Source organism: Streptomyces sp. col6, from assembly GCF_008042035.1.
GTDB lineage: Bacteria > Actinomycetota > Actinomycetes > Streptomycetales > Streptomycetaceae > Streptomyces.
On record NZ_RDBL01000002.1, the window covers coordinates 549,701 to 571,923 of the forward strand.

Genomic DNA, 22,223 nt, shown 5'->3' on the forward strand with positions numbered 1-22,223 from the left:
CGGTATTCCTGTGGGATCACCTGCCCCCGTACCGGGCGGTAGCGACCAAGACTGGTTGGTTCCTGACAGATGGAGCGAGGGGACCTTTGTTTATGACCGGCTCACGTGTCGTGGCGCTCGGCCACTACCAGCCCGCCAAGGTGCTCACCAACCATGACCTGGCGGCCATGGTCGACACCAGTGACGAGTGGATCACCAGCCGCGTCGGCATCAGGACCCGCCACATCGGCGGCCCCGACGAGCCGGTGGACGAGCTGGCCGCGCACGCGGCGGCCAAGGCCCTCGCCGCGGCGGGTCTCCAGCCGGCCGACATCGACCTGGTGCTGGTCGCCACCTCCACCGCCATCGACCGCTCGCCGAGCATGTCGGCCCGGGTCGCCGCCCGCCTCGGCATGGAGGCGCCCGCGGTCATGGACATCAACGTGGTGTGCTCCGGCTTCACCCACGCCCTCGCCACCGCCGACCACGCCCTGCGGGCCGGCGCCGCCACCCGCGCACTGGTGATCGGCGCGGACAAGATGGGCGACATCGTCGACTGGACCGACCGCTCCAGCTGTGTCCTCATGGGGGACGGCGCCGGCGCCGCGGTCGTCGTCGCCGACCACACGGAGTCCGGGCGTCCCGGTATCGGACCGGTGCTGTGGGGCTCGGTCCCCGGCATGGGGGACGCGGTCCGCATCGAGGGCACGCCCCCGCGCTTCGCGCAGGAGGGCCAGTCGGTCTACCGCTGGGCCACCACCCAGCTGCCCCCCATCGCCCGCAAGGTGTGCGAGAAGGCGGGCCTCACCCCCGAGGACCTGGCCGGCGTCGTGCTGCACCAGGCCAACCTGCGGATCATCGAGCCGGTCGCCCGGAAGATCGGGGCGGTCAACGCCGTCGTCGCGCGCGACGTGGTGGACTCCGGCAACACCTCCGCCGCCTCCATCCCCATGGCCCTGTCCAAGCTGGTCGAGCGCGGCGAGATCCCCAGCGGCGCGCCGGTGCTGCTCTTCGGCTTCGGCGGCAACCTCAGCTACGCGGGTCAGGTGATCAGCTGCCCGTGAGCCACGCGTAGCGCGGCCCTGTCCTCGGAGCTGCTTTGTCCTCGGAGTGGAGAAAGTTCGCCGGATTCCCGCGCGACTTCTTCCCAGCCCCGGCAACCGCTGCTACGTTCCCCTCCCAAGCCCGACGGACAGGCCGACGAGGCGGGAGGGGCGCGTGAGACGGATGACGGCACGACCCGCGAACGCCCACCAGGCGCGACTGCTCAAGCTGTTGCGCGACGGTGGGCCCAACTCCCGGGCGAAGCTGGGCGATCAGGTCGACCTCTCGCGCTCCAAGCTCGCCGTCGAGGTCGACCGGCTCCTGGAGACCGGCCTCGTGGTGGCGGACGGGCTCGCCGCCTCGCGCGGCGGCCGCCGCTCGCACAACATCCGGCTCGCCCCGCAACTGCGCTTCCTCGGCGTCGACATCGGCGCCACCTCCGTCGACGTGGCGGTCACCAACGCGGAACTGGAGGTCCTGGGCCACCTCAACCACCCCATGGACGTACGCGAGGGGCCCGTCGCGGTCTTCGAGCAGGTGCTGTCCATGGCGGCGAAGCTCCGGGACTCCGGGCTCGCCGACACCTACGACGGCGCCGGGATCGGCGTCCCCGGACCGGTCCGCTTCCCCGAGGGCGTCCCCGTCGCACCCCCGATCATGCCCGGCTGGGACGGCTTCCCGGTCCGCGAGGCACTCAGCCAGGAACTCGGCTGCCCCGTCATGGTCGACAACGACGTGAACCTGATGGCCCTGGGGGAGCAGCACGCGGGCGTCGCCCGGTCCGTCGGCGACTTCCTCTGCGTCAAGATCGGTACGGGCATCGGCTGCGGCATCGTCGTCGGCGGCACCGTCCACCGGGGCGCGACGGGCAGCGCCGGCGACATCGGCCACATCCAGGTCGAACCCGCCGGCCGCCTCTGCGCCTGCGGCAACACGGGCTGCCTGGAAGCCCACTTCAGCGGCGCCGCACTGGCCCGCGACGCCGAGGACGCGGCCCGCGCCGGACGGTCCGAGGAGCTCGCGGCCCGGCTGGAGACGTCCGGCCGGCTCACCGCCGCGGACGTGGCAGCCGCCGCAGCCGCCGGCGACGCCACCTCACTCCTCCTGATCCGGGACGGCGGCAACCGCGTCGGCCAGGTCATCGCAGGACTCGTCAGCTTCTTCAACCCCGCCCTGGTGGTGATCGGCGGAGGGGTGACCGGCCTCGGCCACACGCTGCTGGCCGCCGTCCGGGCCCAGGTCTACCGGCGCTCCCTGCCGCTGGCCACCGGCAACCTTCCGATCGTCCTGGGCGAGCTGGGACCCGCCGCCGGAGTCACCGGCGGCGCCAGACTCATCAGCGACCACCTCTTCTCACCCGCCTGACCCGTCTCTCACCGCCGGCCCCTCCGCGCGGCCGGCCCCACACCCAGCACCCCGCCCGCCGAGGGGATTCGTCATGGCTCCGCAACCACCCCTGCTCACCATGTCCGGCATCACCAAGTCCTTCCCCGGTGTCCGCGCCCTCGACGGCGTCGACCTGGAGGTGCAGGCCGGTGAAGTGCACTGCCTCCTCGGCCAGAACGGGGCCGGCAAGTCCACCCTCATCAAGGTCCTCGCCGGGGCCCACCAGCCCGACGACGGCGAGATCACCTGGTGCGGCGCCCCCGCCGTGCTCAGGACGCCGATATCCGCGATGCGCCTCGGGATCGCCACCATCTACCAGGAACTCGACCTGGTCCGGGGCCTGTCCGTCGCCGAGAACGTCTTCCTGGGCCACGAGCCCACCAGCGCCGGCTTCGTCGTCCGCGCCCGCCGGGCCCGTACCGAGGCCGCCGCCCTGCTGGCCCGGCTCGGCCACCCGGAGATCGACCCCGCACGCCCCGTCGGTGAACTCTCCGCCGCCCAGCAGCAGATCGTCTCCATGGCCCGCGCGCTCTCCCACGACGTACGCCTCATCGTGATGGACGAGCCGTCCGCGGCGCTCGACCCCGACGAGGTCGGCAACCTCTTCCGGATCATCGAGTCGCTGACCGCCGAAGGTGTCGCCGTCGTCTACATCTCGCACCGCCTGGAGGAGATCCGCCGCATCGGTGACCGGGTGACCGTCCTCAAGGACGGCCGGGCCGTCGCCTCCGGCCTGCCCGCCGACTCCACCCCGACCCACGACATCGTCGCGCTGATGACCGGCCGCAAGGTGGAGTACGTCTTCCCGCCGCGGACCCCGCCGCCCGCCGGGCGCACCTCCGCCGCCCCCGTACTCACCGTCGAAGGGCTGGCCAGGAAAGGGGAGTTCGCCCCGGTCGACCTGGAGGTGCGGCCGGGCGAGATCGTCGGCCTCGCCGGACTCGTCGGCTCCGGGCGCTCGGAGATCCTGGAGACCGTCTACGGCGCCCGCCGCGCCACCGCCGGCCGGGTGACCGTCGCGGGCAGGCCGCTGCGCCCCGGAAGCGTGCGTGCCGCCGTCGCCGCCGGCATCGGCCTCGCCCCCGAGGAACGCAAGGCGCAGGCCCTGCTGATGCTCGAATCCGTCACCCGCAACGTCTCGGTCTCCACCATGTCCCGCTACTCCAGGGCCGGCTGGCTCGACCGTACGGCGGAGCGGAGGGCGGCCCGCGACGCGACCCGCACGCTCTCGCTGCACCCCGACAACCCGGACACCCCCGTCCGCACCCTCTCCGGCGGCAACCAGCAGAAGGCGGTCCTGGCCCGATGGCTGCTCCGCGGCTGCCGGGTGCTGCTGCTCGACGAACCGACCCGAGGGGTGGACGTCGGCGCCCGCGCCGAGCTCTACGCCGTGATCCGCCGGCTGGCCGACGAAGGGCTCGCCGTACTGCTGGTCTCCAGCGAAGTGCCCGAAGTGCTGGGCCTCGCCGACCGGGTGCTCGTCCTGCGCGAGGGACGCGTCGTGCACACCGCCGACGCCACGGACCTCGACGAACACCGCGTACTCGACCTCGTGATGGAAGGGAGCCCGACGTCATGACCCACCCCGTTCCCACGGCGCAGAGCGGGCCGGACCGGGGCCCCGCACCCGTGGCCCTGAAGAAGACCGCACCCCGGCGCACCACAGGGCTGCGCATGGACCTCCACACCCTGTCCCTGCTCGGCATCCTCGCCGTGCTGGTGGCCGTCGGCGGGATCACCGAGCCGGACGCCTTCCTGGACACCGGGAACCTCCAACTCGTCCTGACCCAGGCCTCGGTGATCGGTGTCGTCACCGTCGGCGTGACCTTCGTGATCACCTCGGGCGGCATCGACCTCTCGGTCGGCGCCATGGTCGCCCTCGCCTCCGTCTGGGCCAGCACCCTCGCCACCCAGGAGTACGGCTTCGCGGGCATCCTGTTCACCGCCGTGCTCGTCGGCCTCGGCGCCGGACTGGTCAACGGGGTGCTCATCGCGTACGGGAGGGTGGTGCCGTTCATCGCGACCCTGGCGATGCTCGCCTCCGCACGCGGTGTGGCCCTCATGATCACCGACGGGAAGACCCAGATCGTCACCGTCACCGAGGTCCTGGACCTGGGCCTGCCCGGCTCCTACGTGCTCGGTATCCCGCCGCTCGTCCTGATCTTCGCCGCCGTCACCGTCGCGGGCTGGCTGCTGCTGAACCGTACGACCTTCGGCCGCCGCACCGTCGCCATCGGCGGCAACGCCGAAGCGGCCCGGCTCGCCGGCATCGACGTCCGCCGCCAGCGGCTCTACCTCTATCTGCTGTCCGGGCTGTGCTGCGGCATCGCGGCCTTCATGCTGATCATCCTGTCCGGCTCCGGCCAGAACACCGCGGGCAACCTCTACGAACTCGACGCCATCGCCGCCGCGATCATCGGCGGCACCCTCCTCAGCGGCGGACGCGGCACCATCACCGGCTCCGTCCTCGGTGTCCTGATCTTCACCACGATCACCAACATCTTCGCGCTCAACAACCTGCAGAGCGACGTCCAGCAGATCGCCAAGGGCGCGATCATCGTCGCCGCCGTCCTCGTCCAGAGCCGCACCTCCCGCACGGACGCCTGAGCCACCGCCCCGCCCCACCGCTCCCCGCACCCCCACCGCTCCCCGCACCCACCCACCGGATGAAGGGTTCCACAGCCATGCCGCACACCAGTCGCAGAGGCCTCCTGTTCGGCACCGCCGCCGTCTCCGCCGGCGCCCTCCTGACCGCCTGTACCAGCAACGAACCCAAGGAGAAGGACGCCCCCGCGCAGAGCGGGGCACCCGCCGCCGACGACAAGCCCGGCAGGCCCGTCACCATCGGCTTCGCCGGACCGCAGGCCGACCACGGCTGGCTCAACGCCATCAACGAGAACGCCAGGTCCCGGGCGAAGAAGTACTCCGAGGTGACCCTGGAGACCACCGAGGGCTCCAACGACACCGCCGCCCAGATCGGCCAGGTCAAGACCCTCATCAACAAGAAGGTCGACGTCCTGGTCGTCCTGCCGGCCGACGGCAAGGCGCTCACCCAGGTCGGCCTGGAAGCCATGCGCGCCGGCATCCCCGTCATCAACCTGGACCGGATCTTCGCCTCCCCGCAGGCCTACCGCTGCTGGATCGGCGGCGACAACTACGGCATGGGCCTCAACGCCGGCACCTACATCGGCGAACAGCTCAAGGACAAGAAGAACGCCAAGGTCGTCGAACTCGCCGGCATCGACAACCTGGAGCTCACCAAGCAGCGCAGCAAGGGCTTCGCCGACGCCCTGAAGAACTATCCCAACATCGAGCTGGTGGCCCGTCAGGCGGCCGACTTCACCGTCGAGTCGGGCCAGGCGAAGATGGCGCAGCTCCTCCAGGCGCAGAAGAAGTTCGACGCCCTGTGGAACCACGACGACGACCAGGGCGTCGGGGCGCTCCGCGCCATCCAGCAGGCCGGCCGCGACGAGTTCCTGATGGTCGGCGGCGCCGGCGCCAAGTCCGCGATGGACGCCATCAAGGCCGGCAACAGCGTCCTCAAGGCCACCGTGCTCTACCCGCCCACCATGGCGGCCTCGGCCATCGACCTGGCCCGCGCCCTCGGCCAGTCCAAGGGTGTCTCCGGACTCGCCGAGCTGGAGATCCCCACCAGCCTCACCCTCTACTCCGCCGTCGTCACCAAGGACAACGTCGACCAGTACCTGCCGACGGGCTTCAACTGACCGGCCCCGACACCGTACGTGCCGAACCACCGACGAGGAGGAAGCCCCGGATGGCCCAGAGGGATCAGACGCAGCAGCAGACGGCCGAGCCGCCGACGCTCGGGATCGGCATGGTCGGATACGCGTTCATGGGCGCCGCCCACTCACAGGGGTGGCGCACCGCCGGACACGTCTTCGACCTGCCGATGCGGCCGGTCCTCGCCGCGATCTGCGGACGCGACCGCACCGCCGTCGAGGCCGCGGCCGGACGGCACGGCTGGGCCGCCGCCGAGACCGACTGGCGCGCCCTGATCGCCCGCGACGACGTGCAGCTCGTCGACATCTGCACCCCCGGCGACAGCCACGCCGAGATCGCCCTCGCCGCCCTGGAGGCCGGCAAACACGTGCTGTGCGAGAAGCCGCTCGCCAACACCGTGGCCGAGGCCGAGGCCATGACGGCGGCGGCCGAGCGTGCCGCCGCCCGGGGCCGCGCGGCCTTCGTCGGCTTCAACTACCGGCGGGTGCCCGCCCTGGCCCACGCCCGCCGCCTCATCGCCGAGGGCCGCCTCGGCACCCTGCGCCACGTACGCGCCGTCTACCTCCAGGACTGGCTCACCGACCCCGCCTCCCCGCTCACCTGGCGGCTCGACAAGGAGCGTGCGGGCTCCGGGGCGCTCGGCGACCTCGGCGCGCATGTCGTGGACCTCGCGCAGTACCTGGCCGGGGAGCCGCTGGTCGCGGTGTCGGCGCTGAGCGAGACCTTCGTACGCGAACGCCCCCGGCCCGCCGGACTGTCCGGGGGCCTCGGCGGCGGGGTGGCGGCCGGGGAAACGGGTCCGGTCACCGTGGACGACGCGGCGGTGTTCACCGGGCGGCTGGCCTCCGGTGCCCTGGCCTCCTTCGAGGTGACCCGGATGGCGGCCGGCCGCAAGAACGCCCTGCGCCTGGAGATCAACGGGGAGCGCGGCTCGCTCGCCTTCGACCTGGAGCGCCTCAACGAACTCTCCTTCCATGACCACACCGAACCCGCCACCACGGCCGGCTTCCGGCGCGTCCTCGTCACCGAGCCCGAACACCCCTACCTGGAGGCGTGGTGGCCGCCGGGCCACGCCCTCGGCTACGAGCACACCTTCGTCCACCAGGCCCGCGACGTGGTGTGCGCTCTCGCCGAAGGCGCCCCGCCCGTACCGTCGTTCGCGGACGGCCTCCAGGTGCAGCGGGTGCTGGCGGCGGTGGAGGAGAGCGCCGCGAAGAACTCCGTCCTCACCCCCGTACCGCTCTAGGAGGCCCCGCGCATGCCCCGACCCTTCACCCTCTTCACCGGCCAGTGGGCCGACCTGCCCCTGGAGGAGGTCTGCCGGTACGCCCGCGACTTCGGGTACGACGGCCTCGAACTCGCCTGCTGGGGCGATCACTTCGAGGTCGACAAGGCCCTGGCCGACCCGGCGTACCTGGACGGCCGACGTCAACTCCTGGACAAGTACGGCCTGAAGTGCTGGGCGATCTCCAACCACCTGGTCGGCCAGGCCGTCTGCGACCACCCCATCGACGAACGCCACCAGGGCATCCTGCCCGCCCGCATCTGGGGCGACGGCGAACCGGAGGGCGTACGCCGCCGGGCCGCCGCCGAGATCGCCGACACCGCGCGGGCCGCCGCCGCGTTCGGCGTGGACACCGTCATCGGCTTCACCGGCTCCTCGATCTGGCACCTCGTCGCGATGTTCCCGCCGGTCCCGCCGCACATGATCGAGCGCGGTTACGAGGACTTCGCCGAGCGCTGGAACCCGGTTCTGGACGTCTTCGACGCGGAGGGCGTCCGCTTCGCCCACGAGGTGCACCCCAGCGAGATCGCGTACGACTACTGGACCACGCAGCGCGCACTGGAGGCCGTGGACCACCGTCCCGCCTTCGGGCTGAACTTCGACCCGAGCCATTTCGTCTGGCAGGACCTGGACCCGGTCGGCTTCCTGTACGACTTCCGGGACCGGATCTACCACGTGGACTGCAAGGAGGCCCGCAAGCGCCTCGACGGCCGCAACGGCCGCCTCGGCTCCCACCTCCCCTGGGGCGACCCGCGCCGGGGCTGGGACTTCGTCTCGGCCGGCCACGGGGACGTCCCCTGGGAGGACGTGTTCCGGATGCTGCGCTCCATCGGCTACGAGGGCCCTGTCTCGGTGGAATGGGAGGACGCCGGAATGGACCGGCTGGCGGGCGCCCCGGAGGCGCTGGCCTCGCTGAAGCGGTACGACTTCCCGCCGCCGAGCGCGTCGTTCGACTCGGCATTCGGGGGGAGGGACTGAGACCCCGGGGGCCGTCCCACGGGGGTGGGCCCCCCGCCCCGACCGTGCACCGAGAGCGGAGTAACCCATGGCTGCCACCATCGCGCCCCCCGTCCCCGTCCCCGCCGCCCCCGCGCTCGCCCTGAAACCGGGCACCGCCTGGTCCGACGCCTGGAACCGCTGCCTGGCCGTCGCCCCCGAGGCCTTCCAGGGCGACCGCGTCCTGAACCTCTGGGCCGGTACCTGGCACCGCGAAGGGCGCGCGCTCCCCGCCACCACCCCCGTGGACGGCACCCCCATCGCCGGGGCGCCCCGGCTCGACGGTCCCACCGCCGCCCGCGCGGTCCGCGCCGCCCTGGACGAGCACCGCGCCTGGCGCCACACCCCGCTCGACGAGCGCAAGGCCCGGGTGACCGCGGCCCTGGACGCCCTGACCGAACACCGTGACCTGCTGGCCCTCCTGCTCGTCTGGGAGATCGGCAAGCCCTGGCGCCTCGCCACGGCGGACGTGGACCGGGCGATCGACGGAGTGCGCTGGTACGTCGAGAACATCGACCGGATGCTCACCGACCGCGCCCCGCTGCCCGGCCCGGTCTCCAACATCGCCAGCTGGAACTACCCGATGTCCGTGCTGGTCCACGCGATGCTCGTGCAGGCCCTGGCCGGCAACGCGGTGATCGCCAAGACGCCCACCGACGGCGGCGTCGCCTGCCTCACCCTGGCCTGTGCGCTCGCCGTCCGCGAGGGACTGCCCCTCACCCTGGTCAGCGGCAGCGGCGGCGAACTCTCCGAGGCGCTGGTGCGCTCGCCCGAGATCGGCTGCGTCTCCTTCGTCGGGGGCCGCGACACCGGGGCGAGGATCGCCACCGCCGTCGCCGACCTCGGCAAGCGGCACATCCTCGAACAGGAGGGCCTCAACACCTGGGGCATCTGGAACCACACCGACTGGGACGCGCTCACCGCCGTGATCCCGAAGCTCTTCGACTACGGCAAGCAGCGCTGCACGGCCTACCCCCGGTTCGTCGTCCAGCGCAGCTCCTTCGACGCGTTCCTGGCGGCGTACCTCCCGGCGGTCCGCTCCCTGCGCGTCGGCCACCCCCTCGCCGTCGCGGACCCCTCGGACCCGCTGCCCGACCTGGACTTCGGCCCCCTGATCAACGCCGCCAAGGCGAAGGAGCTGGCCGACCAGGTCGCCGAGGCGGTCGACCGGGGCGCGGTCCCGCTCTACCGGGGCGACGCTTCGGCGTCCGGCGGGCACTTCCTGCCGGGCCAGGACACCTCCGCGTACCTCCACCCGGTCACCCTGCTGGGCCCGCCGCCGTCCTCGCCGCTGCACCACGCGGAGCCCTTCGGGCCGGTCGACACGATCGTGCTGGTCGACACCGAGGCGGAGCTGCTGGCCGCGATGAACGCGTCGAACGGGGCCCTGGTCGCCACCCTGTCGACCGACGACCCCGCCACGTACCAGCGGCTGGCCCCGCAGATCCGGGCCTTCAAGACCGGTCACGGCAAACCGCGTTCCCGGGGCGACCGCGAGGAGCTGTTCGGCGGCTTCGGCGCCTCCTGGAGCGGGGCCTTCGTCGGCGGGGACCTCCTGGTCCGCGCGGTCACGGACGGCCCCGAGGGCGAGCGGCCCCCGGGCAACTTCCCCGGCCACCACCTGATGCCGTAGAGCCAGCGCCCCGAGCGGCCCTCAGCCGATCCCCTGCCGGTCGGGCAGCAGCGAGAACTCCCGCTCGGCCACCTCCGGCACCGCGCGCTCCACCGCCTGCACCAGCAGCGCGCGGTGCCGGACCAGCGGTCCCCGCCGGCCGGGACCGGCCAGCGGCATCAGGTCGTCGATCCCGGCCAGCAGCCGCCGCGTCACCTGGGGGGCGTCGGCCCCGCACCGGCGGACCTCCTCGAAGCCGAGGTCCACCAGGTCCTCCCACGACGGCACCTCCTGCACGAGCCGGACCGCGCCCTTGCGGTCCCGGTGGTGCACGGTGCCGAGCGGCAGCCGCACGGCGGTGGCGAGGAACTGCACGATCCGGTCCAGGCACTGCACGGCGGTCGTCGGGTCGTTCGTCGCGGCGGACAGCGCCCGCAGCGCGATGTCCGACAGCTGGCGCGGCCCGAACGCCAGGTCCTGGTGCAGGGTGCGCTCGACGCCCACCGACACCGTGTACCGCAGCGCGTGCCGGCTCGGCGCCGCCCCGCCGTGCACGGCGAGCACCGGCGTCCCCGGCACCACGAAGTCCCCGAGCCGGGGGATCAGCCGGAGCACCACGCCCTGGCGCCGGGCGGCCCGGACCAGCCGCGCGACGTTGACGTCCCGGAGCACCCCGGCCCGTCCCTCGTACGGGATCTGCCCGGTCTCGTCGGGCAGCGGCTCCTCGCCGGGCCGGCCGGCGGGCATCCGGCCCAGCACCCGGAAGGTGTCCCGGGTGATGTGATCGAGGACCGGCCCGATCTGCATGAGGCGCAGCGTGGAACTCACGTACGCGATGAACAGCAGCAGACTCAGCCCGACGAGCGCGGCGGTCAGCAGGCTCTGCACGAACGGCAGCGAGGTGACCCGCCGGGGGTCGGTCTCGCTCTCGTACGAGCTGAGCACCAGCAGCGAGAACACGAACGTCGCGAGGAACACCGAGAGGGTGAGCTTGCTGATCCGGCTCCGTACGAAGATCCGCACCACCCGTGGCGTGAGCTGCCCGCTCGCCATCTGTACGGCGACCAGCGAGATGCTGAACACCACACCGATGAAGGTCATCATCGCGGAGCTGACCGTGACGACGATCTGCTTGGTGTCCTCGGCGACCTTCACCAGGTCCTGGATCTCGTCGTACGCCCGCTCCTCGCGCAGGTACGAGACGATCTGCTCGTCCACCGCCGCGGCGGCGAACCAGAGCACGCACGCGACGACGAGCGTCATGGCCGGGGCGAACCAGAAGGTCTCGCGCAGGTGCTCGCGCAGAGGTGACAGGGCGCGGGGAGGACGGGAGCCGCGATCACTCATGCGAGCGAACGTAACCCGCCCCGTCCGCCCGCCGGTGGACCCCGGCGCCGACCCTCCGGCTCCACGGTCCGTACGTGCGTCGCGACGGTCCGTACGGGAGGGGCGCACGGCCGGGGCGAAACACCTCCCGGACACCCCCGCACCGCACTGACCAGCGCAATGTCCACCGGCCGGCCACCGGATATCCAGGTGAGAGGCACCCCAAACCCCTGGTATTGTTTTCTTTGTCGCCACGGGAGACCGCGGCGGATCACCTGGTCCGGGTGGCGGAATGGCAGACGCGCTAGCTTGAGGTGCTAGTGCCCTTTATCGGGCGTGGGGGTTCAAGTCCCCCCTCGGACACTCATCCAGTTCCCACGGTTCATCGCGAACCGTGGGAATTTCTGGTTTCCGGGGACGGCCCATGCCGCCGCCGGACGAGCGATCGACCCTGGAGGACCCACCGGTGGCTGTGCAGCGGATCTCGACCCGCAACGCCCGCTTTCAGCAGTTCCAGACGCTGCTCACCAACCGGACCAAGCGCGGGCGCGCCCGCGAGTTCCTCGTCCAGGGCGTCCGGCCGATCACCATGGCCGTCGAGCACGGCTGGACGATCCGCTCCCTCCTGTACGACGCGAGCCGCCCCCTCTCGCGTTGGGCCGAGGAGCTGATGCGCGGCATCACCACCGAGCGCATCGCGATGGCCCCCGACCTGCTCGCGGAGCTGAGCGAGCGGGCGGAGGGCGCGCCGGAGGTCCTGGCCGTGGTCGAGATGGCCCCCGACGACCTGACCCGCATCCCGGTCGGTGACGACTTCCTCGGCCTGGTCTTCGACCGCCCGACGCAGCCCGGCAACATCGGCAGCATCATCCGCTCCGCCGACGCCTTCGGCGCGCACGGCCTGATCGTCACGGGGCACGCGGCCGACCCGTACGACCCGAAGGCTGTCCGGGCGACGACGGGCTCCTTCTTCGCCCTCCCCGTGGTCCGCACCCCCTCGCACCACGAGGTCGGCCAGTGGCTGGACGCGGAGCGCGCGCAGCGCCGCCCGGTGGTCGTCGTCGGCACCGACGAGGACGGCGAGTGCGACGCCTCGGAGTTCGACCTCACCCAGCCCGTCCTGCTCCTCATCGGCAACGAGACGGCCGGCCTCAGCAACGCCTGGCGCGACCGCTGCGACCACGTCGTCAGCATCCCCATGACGGGCTCGGCCAGCTCCCTCAACGCCTCGAATGCGGCGTCGATCGTCCTGTACGAGGCGCGCCGCCAGCGGCTGACGAAGGCACGGGGCTAAGCCGAGTCGTCGGTGCCCCGGGCGGAGAGGGCCGCCAGATAGCGCGGCAGCGCGTTGGACGCGAGGGACAGCGGGAAGCGGGCGCCGAGCTGCCCGTCCGGGCGTACGACGAAACCGGTCGGCCCGTCCGGCCGGTAGAGGCGCGCGAACTCGCCGCCCGTGTCCCGGTAGCCGGGCGCGTCCGCCGGCGCGTCGCCCGCCACGACGGTGACGGTGTCCATGCCGCCCGCCTCCGACGCTTCGACGCCCTGCGGCGCGTACCGCAGCAGCACATGGCCCGTCCGGCCGCGCAGTACGTCGAGCAGCCGCAGCGGGTACGCCGCCACCGGGTGCGTCAGCCCGCCGCAGTCCGGGGCGCGGTCGCCGGGCTGCGGGGCGTCCGGGGGCCCGTACGGGGTGCCGGCCAGCGGCCCGTCGCGGTAGCCGACGAGCAGCTGGGCCTCGCGGAGCAGCACGGTCTCCAGACCGTCCGCGTCGTTCTCGACACCCCGGGTGGCGTGCCGGACGGTCCGCCCGACGACCTCCTCGCCCACCGGCCGCCGCTCGGCGTCGTAGCTGGTCAGCAGCGCGGGCCCGGCCTCGCCGCGCACCACGAGGGCGAGCTTCCAGGCCAGGTTGCAGGCGTCCTGGATGCCCGTGTTCATGCCCTGCGCACCGGTCGGCGGATGGATGTGGGCGGCGTCGCCCGCGACGAAGACCCGGCCCTCGCCGTACCGGTCCACGATCCGGTGGCTGATCCGGAAGACCGACGACCAGCGCATCCGCGACAGGACCGCCGGCCTCGGCGCCAGACGGTCGACCACGGCCTGGATGTCCGGGAGCGCCGGCGTACGCCCGCCCTCAAGACCGTGCGCCACCTCGCCGCCGTCCGCCGGACCGGTGGAGAGCGCGGGCGGCACCAGCATGGACATCCGGTAGCGGCCCGTACCCGGCAGCGGGATGCAGACCAGCAGATCGTCCGTGGACCCGTCGGCCGCGGTGTGGTTGGCGCGCACCCCGTACCCGTACGGCAGGTCCCAGTCGGCCTCGACATCGGCCAGCATGTACTCCTCGCCGAACGCCCCTCCCTCGAAGGAGAGCCCGAGCCCCTTGCGTACGGTGCTGTGCGCACCGTCGCAGCCGACCAGATACCCGGCCCGCACCTCCTCCGTCCCACCGGATGCCGTACGCAGCCGCGCCGTCACCCCGTCCGCGTCCTGGTCGAAGCCCTCCAGCTCCGTCCCGCGCTCGATGGCCGTGCCGAACCCGGCGACGTACTCCTCCAGGATGCGCTCGGTCTCGTACTGCGGAAGCGAGGCGAACCCGTACGGCACCTCGGGCGGCAGCGCGAGCTCGATCCGGGCCACCTCGGCCCCGTCGATATGGATGAGCTGCCCGTACATCGGCGCCGCCGCCTCCAGCACGGCCCCGGCCAGGCCCATCCGGTCCCAGAGCTCCAGCGTGCGCGGCTGGATACCCACAGCCTTCGCGTACGGAAGCCGGCCCGGCAGCCGGTCGACGAGCCGGCACGCCACCCCGCGCCGCCGCAGCTCCGCCGCGACACTCAGCCCGACGGGCCCGGCGCCGATGATCAGCACGTCGGTCGCGTGCTCACTGGAGCGTTCCTGCGCCACGGATGCCTCCCGGTGCGTTGCCCCGTCGGGTTCCCGTACTCATGGTCGCCCGGCACGGGGCGGGCGGCGAACGGGGGAGCGGAGGACCAGGGGCCGCCCGTCACGTCCGCTTCGCGTACACGATCAGGTTGTCCACCGGGTGGCCGTTCGAGTCGAACGCGCCGTCGCAGGTGATGAGGCGCAGGGCGCGGTCCGTGGTGCGGCCGTAGACGCGGGCCGTGGGGAAGGCGTTCTTGCTCACCGTTTCGCGGGCGGTGACCTCGAAGTGGATGTCCTTGCCGCCGCTGTCGCGGACCACGATGTCCGCGCCCTTGGCTATCTTGCGCAGGTCGTGGAAGACGGCCCTGCCGAAGCGGGTGTCGTTGTGGCCGATGAGGACCGCCGCGCCGGGTTCGCCGGGGACGGCGCTGCCCGTGTACCAGCCGGTCGTCATGCCCTTGTCGGCCGGCGGGACCTCGACGGTGCGGTCGGGGTTGAGGCCGAGCCGCATGACGTCGGAGTCCACGCCGAGGGACGGGATGGACACGTGGGCGGGGGGCCGTGTGCCGGACGGAGGACTGGACCTCCCAGTCCTGGCGGGCCGCGCCGGCCGCAGCCCCGGCCGGGGCGACCGCGACCGTCGACGGCTCGGCGGACGCACTGGCCGGTACGGCCACCGGAAGGGTGCCGCGCCAGCGCAGGCCCGGCGCGCCCGCCCGGCTCTGGCGCGTCGTGACCCGCTGGTGGAACGGCGACTGAGGCCCGCGGCGGTTCCGGAGCGGCCCGGGACGGGGGCGGACGCGATGCCCCCGCCGCCGGGCCGCCCCACGCCGGACGTCGCGGACCGGCGGGGATCCACCGGGCGGGCGCCGGGCTCCACGTACCATGCGGAAGCGTGAAGCTGACAATTCTGGGCGGCGGCGGATTCCGGGTTCCACTGGTGTACGGGGCGCTGCTCGCCGACCACGCCGAGGGCCGGGTCACGGCCGTCACCCTCCACGACACGGACACCGACCGGCTCTCCGCCGTCGCCCGGGTCCTCGCCGAGCAGGCCGCGTCCATCGCGGACGCGCCCGCCGTCCGCGCCACGACCGACCTGGACGAGGCCCTGCGCGGCGCCGACTTCGTCTTCTCCGCGATCCGCGTCGGCGGCCTCGCGGGCCGGGCGGCCGACGAACGCGTCGCGCTCGACGAGGGCGTCCTCGGCCAGGAGACCGTCGGCGCCGGCGGCATCGCGTACGGGCTGCGCACCGTGCCGGTCGCCGACGACCTGGCGCGGCGCATCGCCCGGCTCGCACCGGACGCCTGGGTCATCAACTTCACCAACCCGGCCGGTCTGGTCACCGAGGCCATGTCCCGGCATCTCGGCGACCGCGTCATCGGCATCTGCGACTCACCGGTCGGCCTCGGCCGCCGCATCGCCCGGGTCCTCGGCGCCGACCCGGACCTGGCCCGCGTCGACTACGTCGGCCTCAACCACCTCGGCTGGGTGCGCGGGCTCTACGTGGCCGGCCGGGACGAACTCCCGCGCCTGTTCGCCGATCCCGAGCTGCTGGGCTCCTTCGAGGAGGGCCGGCTGTTCGGTGCCGACTGGCTGCGCTCGCTGGGCTCGATCCCCAACGAGTACCTGCACTACTACTACTTCAACCGTGAGGCCGTCCGCGCCTACCAGGAGGCCGCGCAGACCCGGGGTGCCTTCCTCCGTGAGCAGCAGGAGGGCTTCTACGGCCGGATGAAGGACCCGGCGACCCCCGCCCTGGCCACCTGGGACCGCACCCGCGCCGAGCGCGAGGCCACGTACATGGCGGAGAACCGGGACGTGGCCGGGGCGGGGGAGCGCGAGGAGAGCGATCTGGAATCCGGCGGCTACGAACAGGTCGCGCTCGCCCTCATGCGGGCGATCGCCCGTGACGAGCGGACCACCCTGATCCTCAACGTCCGCAACCGGTCCACCCTCTCGGTGCTCGACGCGGACGCCGTGATCGAGGTGCCCTGCCTGGTCGACGCCAATGGAGCCCGGCCCGTCGCCGTGGACCCGCTGCCCTACCACGCCGTCGGCCTGGTCACCTCGGTGAAGGCCGTCGAGCGCGCGGTGCTGGACGCGGCGGCGAGCGGGTCCCGCGCGGACGCCGTCCGGGCCTTCGCCCTGCACCCGCTGGTCGACTCGGTCTCCGTCGCCCGCCGCCTCGTCGACGGCTACGCGAAGGCGCACCCGGAATTGGCGCACCTGGCCTGAGGCGGTCGGAAGGAGTGGCCCCCGCCCTCGGGGCCACTCCTTCCGTACGGTCATGACACGGCGCCCTCGGTGAGCGCTGTCAGGTCGGCGAGCAGTTCGGACGCGGTCACCGTGTCCAGCCCGGCGAGCCGCAGGTCGTGGGGCCGGTGGTGCCAGTAGTCGGACGGCTCGGCGTCGAGCCAGACGGTCTCCAGGGTCTGCTCGGGGTACACGTCGACCGCACCGACCGCGATGCCCCCGTCGAGGGCGATCACCAGGTGGCAGCTGTCTCCGAGGCGCTTGGAGATCCAGCGCTCCACGCCGTTGTCCTCCGGGTTCCCGCGCTGCCAGCCGTACCGCTCCAGGCCGAGGACCTTGCCCGTGGGCACCTTGATCCCCTCGAAGCGGCTCAGCCGGTGGCCGGCGGACTCCTCCTCGGTCAGCGCGAACACCGGACGTCCGAGCTGTGGGAACGGCTGAGTGATCGCATGGTCCGCGAACACCTCCGACCAGGCGGTCACCGCCTCGCCCAGGTGCAGCGGGTGGGGGAGCCGCACGGTCGCCCCGCCGGGCAGGCCGAACGGGCCGTCCCCGACGTCGGTGAACGTCCGGTCCTCCGCCACACGGAACGCCGTGGCCGCCCCGTCCGTCTCGCTCAGCCACACCAGCCGGCGCACCAGGTGCCCGGTCAGCGGATGGGCGACGAACAGCTCGGTGAACTCCTGCGCCGTCCAGGAGCGGTTTGCCACCATGGCGGCCTCCAGCCGGCGCACCTGGTCGGAGGCGATCGACCGGACCTCCTTCTTCAGGGCCACGAACCGCTTGCGCTCGGTCGGCGCCAGCTCCGCGTCGTCTTTCGCCCCGGGCTTCGGCAGGTCCTTGAGGCGTTTGCCGTCGCCGTCCCGGACGTAGGGGCGCAACTGCTCGTCGAAGCCCACCGTGAACGTCCGGCTGCCGTAGTCGACGACCGTGGAACCGTCCGCGTCCAGACCCAGGTCGGGCACCAGCCGGTCCGAGAGCTGTTCGCCTGTCAGCCCGAGGCTCGCCGCCACTTCGGCGATCTTCTCCGCGGCTCGCACCTTCAGGGCCTTGAACTTCACCCGCTGGGCGATCGAGTGCAGGTGAAGGAGCGCCGCGTCGGTGCCGATCGCCGCCAGGACGTCCAGCCCCTCCACCGCCCGGTGATGGGCGTTCTCACCGGGCCAGGCCCGGATGACCGGCGTCAGCCCGAGCACCGTCCCGTCGTCGCCCAGCACACCCAGGGCGTGGAGTGCCCACGCCTCCTTGGCGGGCAGGAGGGCGAGGCGCCACTGCTCGAAGAGCGCCCAGCCGAACTCGGCTGCCGAAGCCGGGTCCACGATGCGCACCGCGTCGGCGAGACCCGGATACGGCTCGCCCGGCTTGGACAGGGCCAGCATGGTCACGAGATGGCGGACCGACTCCTCGGGCAGTGCCCCGCCCGAGGCGACCCGGATCTGTGGCAGCAGCGCCGGGTCCGCCCAGGCCGGCAACTCGGGCATGGCGGCGGGCAGCGCCCGCTCCAGCGGATCGGCGGCCAGCAGCCCGGCCACCGCCTCCACCGCTTTCCTTCCGTACCCCTCGGCGGCCTCGCGCACCGCCGCGTCGCCGTGCAGCGCGGCGATCAGGAGCAACGCCTGCTCGGCGGCCCGCCGTGCGTTACCGGCCTTGCCGACGGCGCCCGGCACGAGCAGCGGCGCGGCCCGCACACCGTGCCGCTCGAACCAGGAGCGGGCCACCGAGGCCGTGGACTTGAGCCGTACCGCCCAGTCGGCCATGTGGCGCGCGACCCGGACGTCGACGAACGGCAGCAGCAGCGGGGCGAGTTCGCTGGGCCGGCGCGGCACCACGCGCAGCAGCAGGGGCAGGGCGGCGAGACCGAAGCGGGCCGCCACCGGCTTCAGTGTGTCCGCGCCGTCCCACACATCGGTCGGGTCCCAGGTGTCGAGCAGGGGCGCGACCCGCTCCTCGGGCCCGTGGACGTAGATCCAGGCCGGCCGCAGGTCCGACGCGTCGAGCCCGTAGCGCAGCGAGTCGAGGGTCTGTTCCCAGTCGTCCACCGCCTCCCGCCGGGTGTACCAGCTGCCGGTCGCCGCCCACTGCTCGCGCTCCCCGTCCCGCCACTCCACGGCGGGCTCGCCGTCCGCCGTCAGGCCGCTGACCACGACGGGCCGCGTCGTGGTCCGCTCCCTGGTCCACGGCGGGGCCGTCAGCACGGCGGGAAGGGCGTCGGCGGGGGCGTCCGCGATGCGCTCGCCCCGGTTCAGCAGGGGTTCGACGATCTCCGCCAGGCCGGCGTCCAGCGTCGGCAGCACCCGCTCCGCGAGCGCGCGGTGAGTGGCGACGTGCGCGGGAAGCAGTCCGGATGCCGAGGCCGTGTCACGGGCGTCCGCGGCGAGCAGCCGCAGCGCACGGGCCGGGTAACGGCGCATCGCCTCCAGAAGAGCGGGGCGGACCTGCTTGTCGCCGGCCTGGGCGAGCAGGGCGCCGAAGGCCTCGTCCGTCGGGAACTCGACGAGCGTGTCGGCGAGCTGCCGCCTCGCGTCCGCGTAGAAGTACCCCTTCTCCAGCTCCGTGGCGAGCATCGGGACGATCGCCGTCCCGATGCCCTCGGCGGCCGTGGCGATCGCGCTCATGCTCCGGTCGTAACCGGACGTGTTCGTGAACCGCGCGGCCTGCTCGGGCGAACCGAGCGAGCAGAAGATCAGGGAGAGGAGCCCGGAATCGGCCGTCCCGGTCGTCTCCGGGTCGGCGCAGAGCTCCGCGACCCAGTCGGACTCGCTCGGCGCCAGGTACGTCGTGACGACCCGTCGAGGGGCGTCGGTGCGGCAGGCGGACAGTGCCTCGACGGCGGCCCGGTACGTCGCGTCGTCCGCGGCGGCGAGCAGGGCCCGCACCCGGTCGGCGGCCACCCGGCTGTAGTGGGACGACCGGGTCTCCAGGGCCTCGGACCGTGCCTCCAGCCACGCGTCGTAACGGCGCGCCCCGCTCTGCATCCAGTGCGGCTCGATCATGAACAGCTCCACCGCGGCGCGGGCCGCGAACGGCAGCCCGTGCAGCCGCACCCAGCTGTCCGCCCACGCGTTCCCGGGTGGCGCGTACATCCCGACGATCCGTGCCAGCGCCGCCGCCCCGGCCGGCGAGGGCTCCCCGTCCAGATGCCGCCGGACCTCGGCGACGAGGCCCGCGTCACTGCGCGGCGCCTCCAGGAACTCCTGGATCCATGCCTGCTCCTCGGCCGTCCGCTCCGCGACCGCGTCGGTCAGCTTCCTGTCCGCTCCGGCGGGCGTCCGCGCGATGCCGCCGCGCCGGGGATGGACCAGGCGGCGCCAGCCGTCCGGCAGGACGAAGGTGTCCTCGTCATCGCCCGTGGTCCCCCCGGACCGCGACGCACCGTTCCCGACAGCCTCCACAGCACGCATGGGCCCGCCCCCTTCACCCCTGTTGACCCCGTATGCCACGGGTCGTTCGATCAGTGGTTCCACGGTAGAACCGACCACTGACAACGCAGGGTGACCGGGGCGGTCCGGTCAGGGCGCCGAGACGGCCCGCGGCCCGTAGGCCTGGGTCCACGACGGCGTCACGCCGGTCACCTGGCAGACCATCAGGAACAGTGGAATCGGCGGGGTGTACGGCGTACGGCTGTCGGGCTGGTGGATCAGCCGGGGCCGTACGGCGGGCACACACGTCCCGCGCGCGTAGGCGACCTGCTCGGGCCAGTCCAGATCGAGGTCGGAGCCGGCCGGGACGATCCACCACCAGCGCTCGGCGTCCGCGAAGACGCAGCCGGTGCGCGGCAGATGGGACATCAGCCGGAAGCCGTGGCGGGCGGGCACTCCGACCGCGTCGCAGCCCAGACTCGCCGAAAGGGTCGTGGGCAGCGGCAGCTGGACCCGGCCGGGGCGCGGGGAGCCGGCCGGCTCGCGGGAGCGGCGCTGTCCGAGGAAGTGGTTCACGGCGTTCTTCAGCATGAGTGCTCCGAGCTGTGCGGCAGTTCTGCCCAGACGATGCGGCCCGAGCCGTCGCCGGCGTCGCGCGATCCCCAGGCGCCGGCCAGTGAGTCGACGAGCAGCAGGCCGCGTCCGTGCTCGTCGTCCGCGCCTCTGCCCAGGCGTGGTCCGCCGGGCTGGTGTCCCTGGTCCTGCACGGATATGCGCAGCCGGCCGTCCAGGCACCGCAGTTCGCACAGGACCCGCGAGCTCGCGGTGTGCACCACCGCGTTGGTCACCAGCTCGGACACGATCAGGACCGCGGCCTCGCGTGCGTCGTCACCCGTGTGCCATTCGTCGAGCCGGGTCTTCGTCAGACGCCGGGCGGCGGCGACCGATTCGGGGTGCGCGGGCAGCGCGAAGCAGTACCGGAGCGCTTCGGCCCCCGGGCGGAGATCCATGAGCCGGGGGATGAGCGCACTGCCAGGTGCCACGACCGAATCCTCACAGTGGGGGCTGCGTCACGCTTCGCGATCTTCGAAAAGACCGCGGGCACGACAGGTCAACTGATTTCGCACTCCAACTCTCCCTCTGTCGCGAACACTTGGCAAGGGGCACTCTGAAAATTCCAGAGTGGCTGTGTCTTTGGCGGCAGGCACATGGCACACTGCACCCATACAGTGCATGGGGAGGTCTGAAGTGAGCGAACCGCGGTCCGCCCCGACCGTGGGCCAGGTCGTTCTCGGCAAGCGTCTGCAGGACCTGCGGGAGCGTGTCGGCATGAGCCGGGACCAGGCCGCCAAGGTGCTGCGCGTCGCCCCGGCGACCGTCCGCAGGATGGAGACCGCCGAGGTCGCTCTGAAGATCCCCTATGTACAGGTGCTGCTGAGGGCCTACGGGATCTCGGACGAGGAGGCGGACGCCTTCGTCGACCTCGCGGAGGAGGCCAACAGGCCGGGCTGGTGGCAGCGGTTCCACGACGTGCTGCCCGACTGGTTCAGCATGTACGTCAGCCTGGAGGGCGCCGCGAGCCTGCTGCGCATGTACGAACCGCACTTCGTCCCCGGCCTGCTCCAGACCGAGGACTACGCGCGGACGGTGATGCGCACCGGGGCCGTCGGCCAGACCCGGCCGGAGGACATCGAGCGCCATGTGGCGCTGCGGATGGAACGGCAGTCCCTCCTCACCAAGCCGGACGCCCCACGCCTGTGGGTGGTGATGGACGAAACCGTTCTGCGCCGTCCGGTGGGCAGCACCGAGATCATGCGCGCCCAGGTGGACAAGCTGCTGGAAGCCACGGCGATGCCGAACGTCACCCTGCAGATCGCGGAGTTCTCCACCGGTCACCACCCGGGGACGTACGGGCCGTTCGTGCTCTTCCGGTTCGCCGTCCCCGAACTGCCCGACATGGTCTTCAGCGAATATCTGACCGGAGCCGTCTACTTCGACGCGCGCCCGGAGGTGGCCTCCTACCTCGAGGTCATGGACCGCATGGCGGCCCAGGCCGCGACTGCACAACGCACGAAGGAACTCCTCCGGGACTTCCGCAAGGAGCTGTGATGACACCCATATACAACGGCATGCCGGCCGCTGACCTCGGCTCCGAAGGCTGGTACAAGCCCTGGAGCGGTGGCAACGGCGGCAACTGCGTCGAGGCCATGAAACTGGCCGACGGGAGAATCGCCATGCGCCAGTCCGCGGACCCCGACGGTCCGGCCCTGATCTACACCCATCGCGAGATCGCCGCGTTCATCCAGGGCGCCAAGGCCGGACAGGCCGACTTCCTGCTGACCTGACCCCGTCCGT

General features: G+C 72.7%; 19 protein-coding genes and 1 tRNA gene. 14 read left to right on the forward strand and 6 right to left on the reverse strand.

From position 1 onward, the window contains the following. Positions 1-92: 92 nt before the first annotated feature. From EAO73_RS02545 to EAO73_RS02580, 8 genes are all read left to right on the forward strand, one after another. Positions 93-1,043, forward strand: a complete 951-nt coding sequence (locus EAO73_RS02545) for a beta-ketoacyl-ACP synthase III (RefSeq protein ID WP_147969803.1) — start codon at positions 93-95, stop codon at positions 1,041-1,043. A 163-nt stretch (positions 1,044-1,206) separates the two neighbouring features. Then, the gene (locus EAO73_RS02550; RefSeq protein ID WP_147969804.1) at positions 1,207-2,388 is read left to right on the forward strand and encodes an ROK family protein; all 1,182 of its coding nucleotides are present in this window, start codon (positions 1,207-1,209) and stop codon (positions 2,386-2,388) included. Positions 2,389-2,461: 73 nt separating this feature from the next. Next, entirely contained in the window at positions 2,462-3,988 is a 1,527-nt protein-coding gene (locus tag EAO73_RS02555) for a sugar ABC transporter ATP-binding protein (protein ID WP_147969805.1), read from the forward strand. Beyond that, entirely contained in the window at positions 3,985-5,016 is a 1,032-nt protein-coding gene (locus tag EAO73_RS02560) for an ABC transporter permease (protein ID WP_147969806.1), read from the forward strand. The genes EAO73_RS02555 and EAO73_RS02560 overlap by 4 nt, the downstream gene beginning before the upstream one ends. Before the next feature lie 77 nt (positions 5,017-5,093). Beyond that, the gene (locus EAO73_RS02565) at positions 5,094-6,134 is read left to right on the forward strand and encodes a substrate-binding domain-containing protein (RefSeq protein ID WP_147969807.1); all 1,041 of its coding nucleotides are present in this window, start codon (positions 5,094-5,096) and stop codon (positions 6,132-6,134) included. 50 nt (positions 6,135-6,184) lie between these two features. Beyond that, positions 6,185-7,396 carry a Gfo/Idh/MocA family protein gene (locus EAO73_RS02570; protein WP_147969808.1) on the forward strand — a complete coding sequence of 404 codons (1,212 nt, stop codon included), beginning with the start codon at positions 6,185-6,187 and terminating at the stop codon, positions 7,394-7,396. Between the two features lie 12 nt (positions 7,397-7,408). After that, entirely contained in the window at positions 7,409-8,413 is a 1,005-nt protein-coding gene (locus EAO73_RS02575; protein ID WP_147969809.1) for a sugar phosphate isomerase/epimerase family protein, read from the forward strand. 67 nt (positions 8,414-8,480) lie between these two features. Next, complete coding sequence (locus EAO73_RS02580) at positions 8,481-10,064, forward strand: aldehyde dehydrogenase family protein (RefSeq protein WP_191133905.1); 1,584 nt, start codon at positions 8,481-8,483, stop codon at positions 10,062-10,064. 21 nt (positions 10,065-10,085) lie between these two features. On the opposite strand, the gene EAO73_RS02585 is transcribed toward EAO73_RS02580, so the two are convergent. After that, the gene (locus tag EAO73_RS02585) at positions 10,086-11,390 is read right to left on the reverse strand and encodes a DUF2254 domain-containing protein (RefSeq protein ID WP_147969810.1); all 1,305 of its coding nucleotides are present in this window, start codon (positions 11,388-11,390) and stop codon (positions 10,086-10,088) included. A gap of 257 nt (positions 11,391-11,647) precedes the next feature. Between EAO73_RS02585 and EAO73_RS02590 the strand changes: the two genes are divergently transcribed. Both EAO73_RS02590 and EAO73_RS02595 read left to right on the forward strand, forming a co-directional pair. Continuing rightward, positions 11,648-11,732, forward strand: a tRNA-Leu gene (locus EAO73_RS02590). Positions 11,733-11,841: 109 nt separating this feature from the next. Beyond that, positions 11,842-12,663 carry an RNA methyltransferase gene (locus EAO73_RS02595; protein ID WP_147969995.1) on the forward strand — a complete coding sequence of 274 codons (822 nt, stop codon included), beginning with the start codon at positions 11,842-11,844 and terminating at the stop codon, positions 12,661-12,663. Here EAO73_RS02595 and EAO73_RS02600 read toward each other — a convergent pair. Continuing rightward, positions 12,660-14,276: an FAD-dependent monooxygenase gene (locus EAO73_RS02600; protein ID WP_147969811.1), complete on the reverse strand. Its 1,617-nt coding sequence runs from the start codon at positions 14,274-14,276 to the stop codon at positions 12,660-12,662. The two genes, EAO73_RS02595 and EAO73_RS02600, sit on opposite strands and share 4 nt — an antisense overlap. A gap of 100 nt (positions 14,277-14,376) precedes the next feature. Continuing rightward, positions 14,377-14,871: a class F sortase gene (locus EAO73_RS02605; RefSeq protein WP_412074559.1), complete on the reverse strand. Its 495-nt coding sequence runs from the start codon at positions 14,869-14,871 to the stop codon at positions 14,377-14,379. On the opposite strand from EAO73_RS02605, the gene EAO73_RS02610 reads away from it, so the two are divergent. Continuing rightward, the gene (locus tag EAO73_RS02610) at positions 14,817-15,014 is read left to right on the forward strand and encodes a hypothetical protein (RefSeq protein WP_147969812.1); all 198 of its coding nucleotides are present in this window, start codon (positions 14,817-14,819) and stop codon (positions 15,012-15,014) included. The genes EAO73_RS02605 and EAO73_RS02610 overlap by 55 nt on opposite strands. A gap of 136 nt (positions 15,015-15,150) precedes the next feature. Beyond that, positions 15,151-16,491 carry a 6-phospho-beta-glucosidase gene (locus tag EAO73_RS02615; protein ID WP_147969813.1) on the forward strand — a complete coding sequence of 447 codons (1,341 nt, stop codon included), beginning with the start codon at positions 15,151-15,153 and terminating at the stop codon, positions 16,489-16,491. 50 nt (positions 16,492-16,541) lie between these two features. Here EAO73_RS02615 and EAO73_RS02620 read toward each other — a convergent pair whose 3' ends face one another. The 3 genes from EAO73_RS02620 to EAO73_RS02630 all read right to left on the reverse strand — a co-directional run bounded on the left by EAO73_RS02620 (position 16,542) and on the right by EAO73_RS02630 (position 20,911). Further along, the gene (locus tag EAO73_RS02620) at positions 16,542-19,910 is read right to left on the reverse strand and encodes a DUF4132 domain-containing protein (protein ID WP_147969814.1); all 3,369 of its coding nucleotides are present in this window, start codon (positions 19,908-19,910) and stop codon (positions 16,542-16,544) included. 108 nt (positions 19,911-20,018) lie between these two features. After that, positions 20,019-20,459: a hypothetical protein gene (locus EAO73_RS02625; RefSeq protein WP_147969815.1), complete on the reverse strand. Its 441-nt coding sequence runs from the start codon at positions 20,457-20,459 to the stop codon at positions 20,019-20,021. Continuing rightward, positions 20,453-20,911, reverse strand: coding sequence for an ATP-binding protein (locus EAO73_RS02630; RefSeq protein ID WP_147969816.1), 459 nt, complete (start codon positions 20,909-20,911; stop codon positions 20,453-20,455). The genes EAO73_RS02625 and EAO73_RS02630 overlap by 7 nt, the downstream gene beginning before the upstream one ends. Before the next feature lie 205 nt (positions 20,912-21,116). On the opposite strand from EAO73_RS02630, the gene EAO73_RS02635 reads away from it, so the two are divergent. Further along, complete coding sequence (locus EAO73_RS02635) at positions 21,117-21,977, forward strand: helix-turn-helix domain-containing protein (RefSeq protein WP_147969817.1); 861 nt, start codon at positions 21,117-21,119, stop codon at positions 21,975-21,977. Continuing rightward, positions 21,977-22,213, forward strand: coding sequence for a DUF397 domain-containing protein (locus EAO73_RS02640; RefSeq protein WP_147969818.1), 237 nt, complete (start codon positions 21,977-21,979; stop codon positions 22,211-22,213). Before EAO73_RS02635 ends, EAO73_RS02640 begins: the two co-directional genes overlap by 1 nt. The last annotated feature ends 10 nt before the right edge of the window (positions 22,214-22,223 follow it).

Excerpts from the sequence above, each read along its gene's own strand:
- EAO73_RS02545 (WP_147969803.1), top strand. The coding sequence starts at position 93 with ATGACCGGCTCACGTGTCGTGGCGCTCGGCCACTACCAGCCCGCCAAG.
- EAO73_RS02550 (WP_147969804.1), top strand. The coding sequence starts at position 1,207 with ATGACGGCACGACCCGCGAACGCCCACCAGGCGCGACTGCTCAAGCTG.
- EAO73_RS02555 (WP_147969805.1), top strand. The coding sequence starts at position 2,462 with ATGGCTCCGCAACCACCCCTGCTCACCATGTCCGGCATCACCAAGTCC.
- EAO73_RS02560 (WP_147969806.1), top strand. The coding sequence starts at position 3,985 with ATGACCCACCCCGTTCCCACGGCGCAGAGCGGGCCGGACCGGGGCCCC.
- EAO73_RS02565 (WP_147969807.1), top strand. The coding sequence starts at position 5,094 with ATGCCGCACACCAGTCGCAGAGGCCTCCTGTTCGGCACCGCCGCCGTC.
- EAO73_RS02570 (WP_147969808.1), top strand. The coding sequence starts at position 6,185 with ATGGCCCAGAGGGATCAGACGCAGCAGCAGACGGCCGAGCCGCCGACG.
- EAO73_RS02575 (WP_147969809.1), top strand. The coding sequence starts at position 7,409 with ATGCCCCGACCCTTCACCCTCTTCACCGGCCAGTGGGCCGACCTGCCC.
- EAO73_RS02580 (WP_191133905.1), top strand. The coding sequence starts at position 8,481 with ATGGCTGCCACCATCGCGCCCCCCGTCCCCGTCCCCGCCGCCCCCGCG.
- EAO73_RS02585 (WP_147969810.1), bottom strand. The coding sequence starts at position 11,390 with ATGAGTGATCGCGGCTCCCGTCCTCCCCGCGCCCTGTCACCTCTGCGC.
- EAO73_RS02620 (WP_147969814.1), bottom strand. The coding sequence starts at position 19,910 with ATGCGTGCTGTGGAGGCTGTCGGGAACGGTGCGTCGCGGTCCGGGGGG.
- EAO73_RS02625 (WP_147969815.1), bottom strand. The coding sequence starts at position 20,459 with ATGCTGAAGAACGCCGTGAACCACTTCCTCGGACAGCGCCGCTCCCGC.
- EAO73_RS02640 (WP_147969818.1), top strand. The coding sequence starts at position 21,977 with ATGACACCCATATACAACGGCATGCCGGCCGCTGACCTCGGCTCCGAA.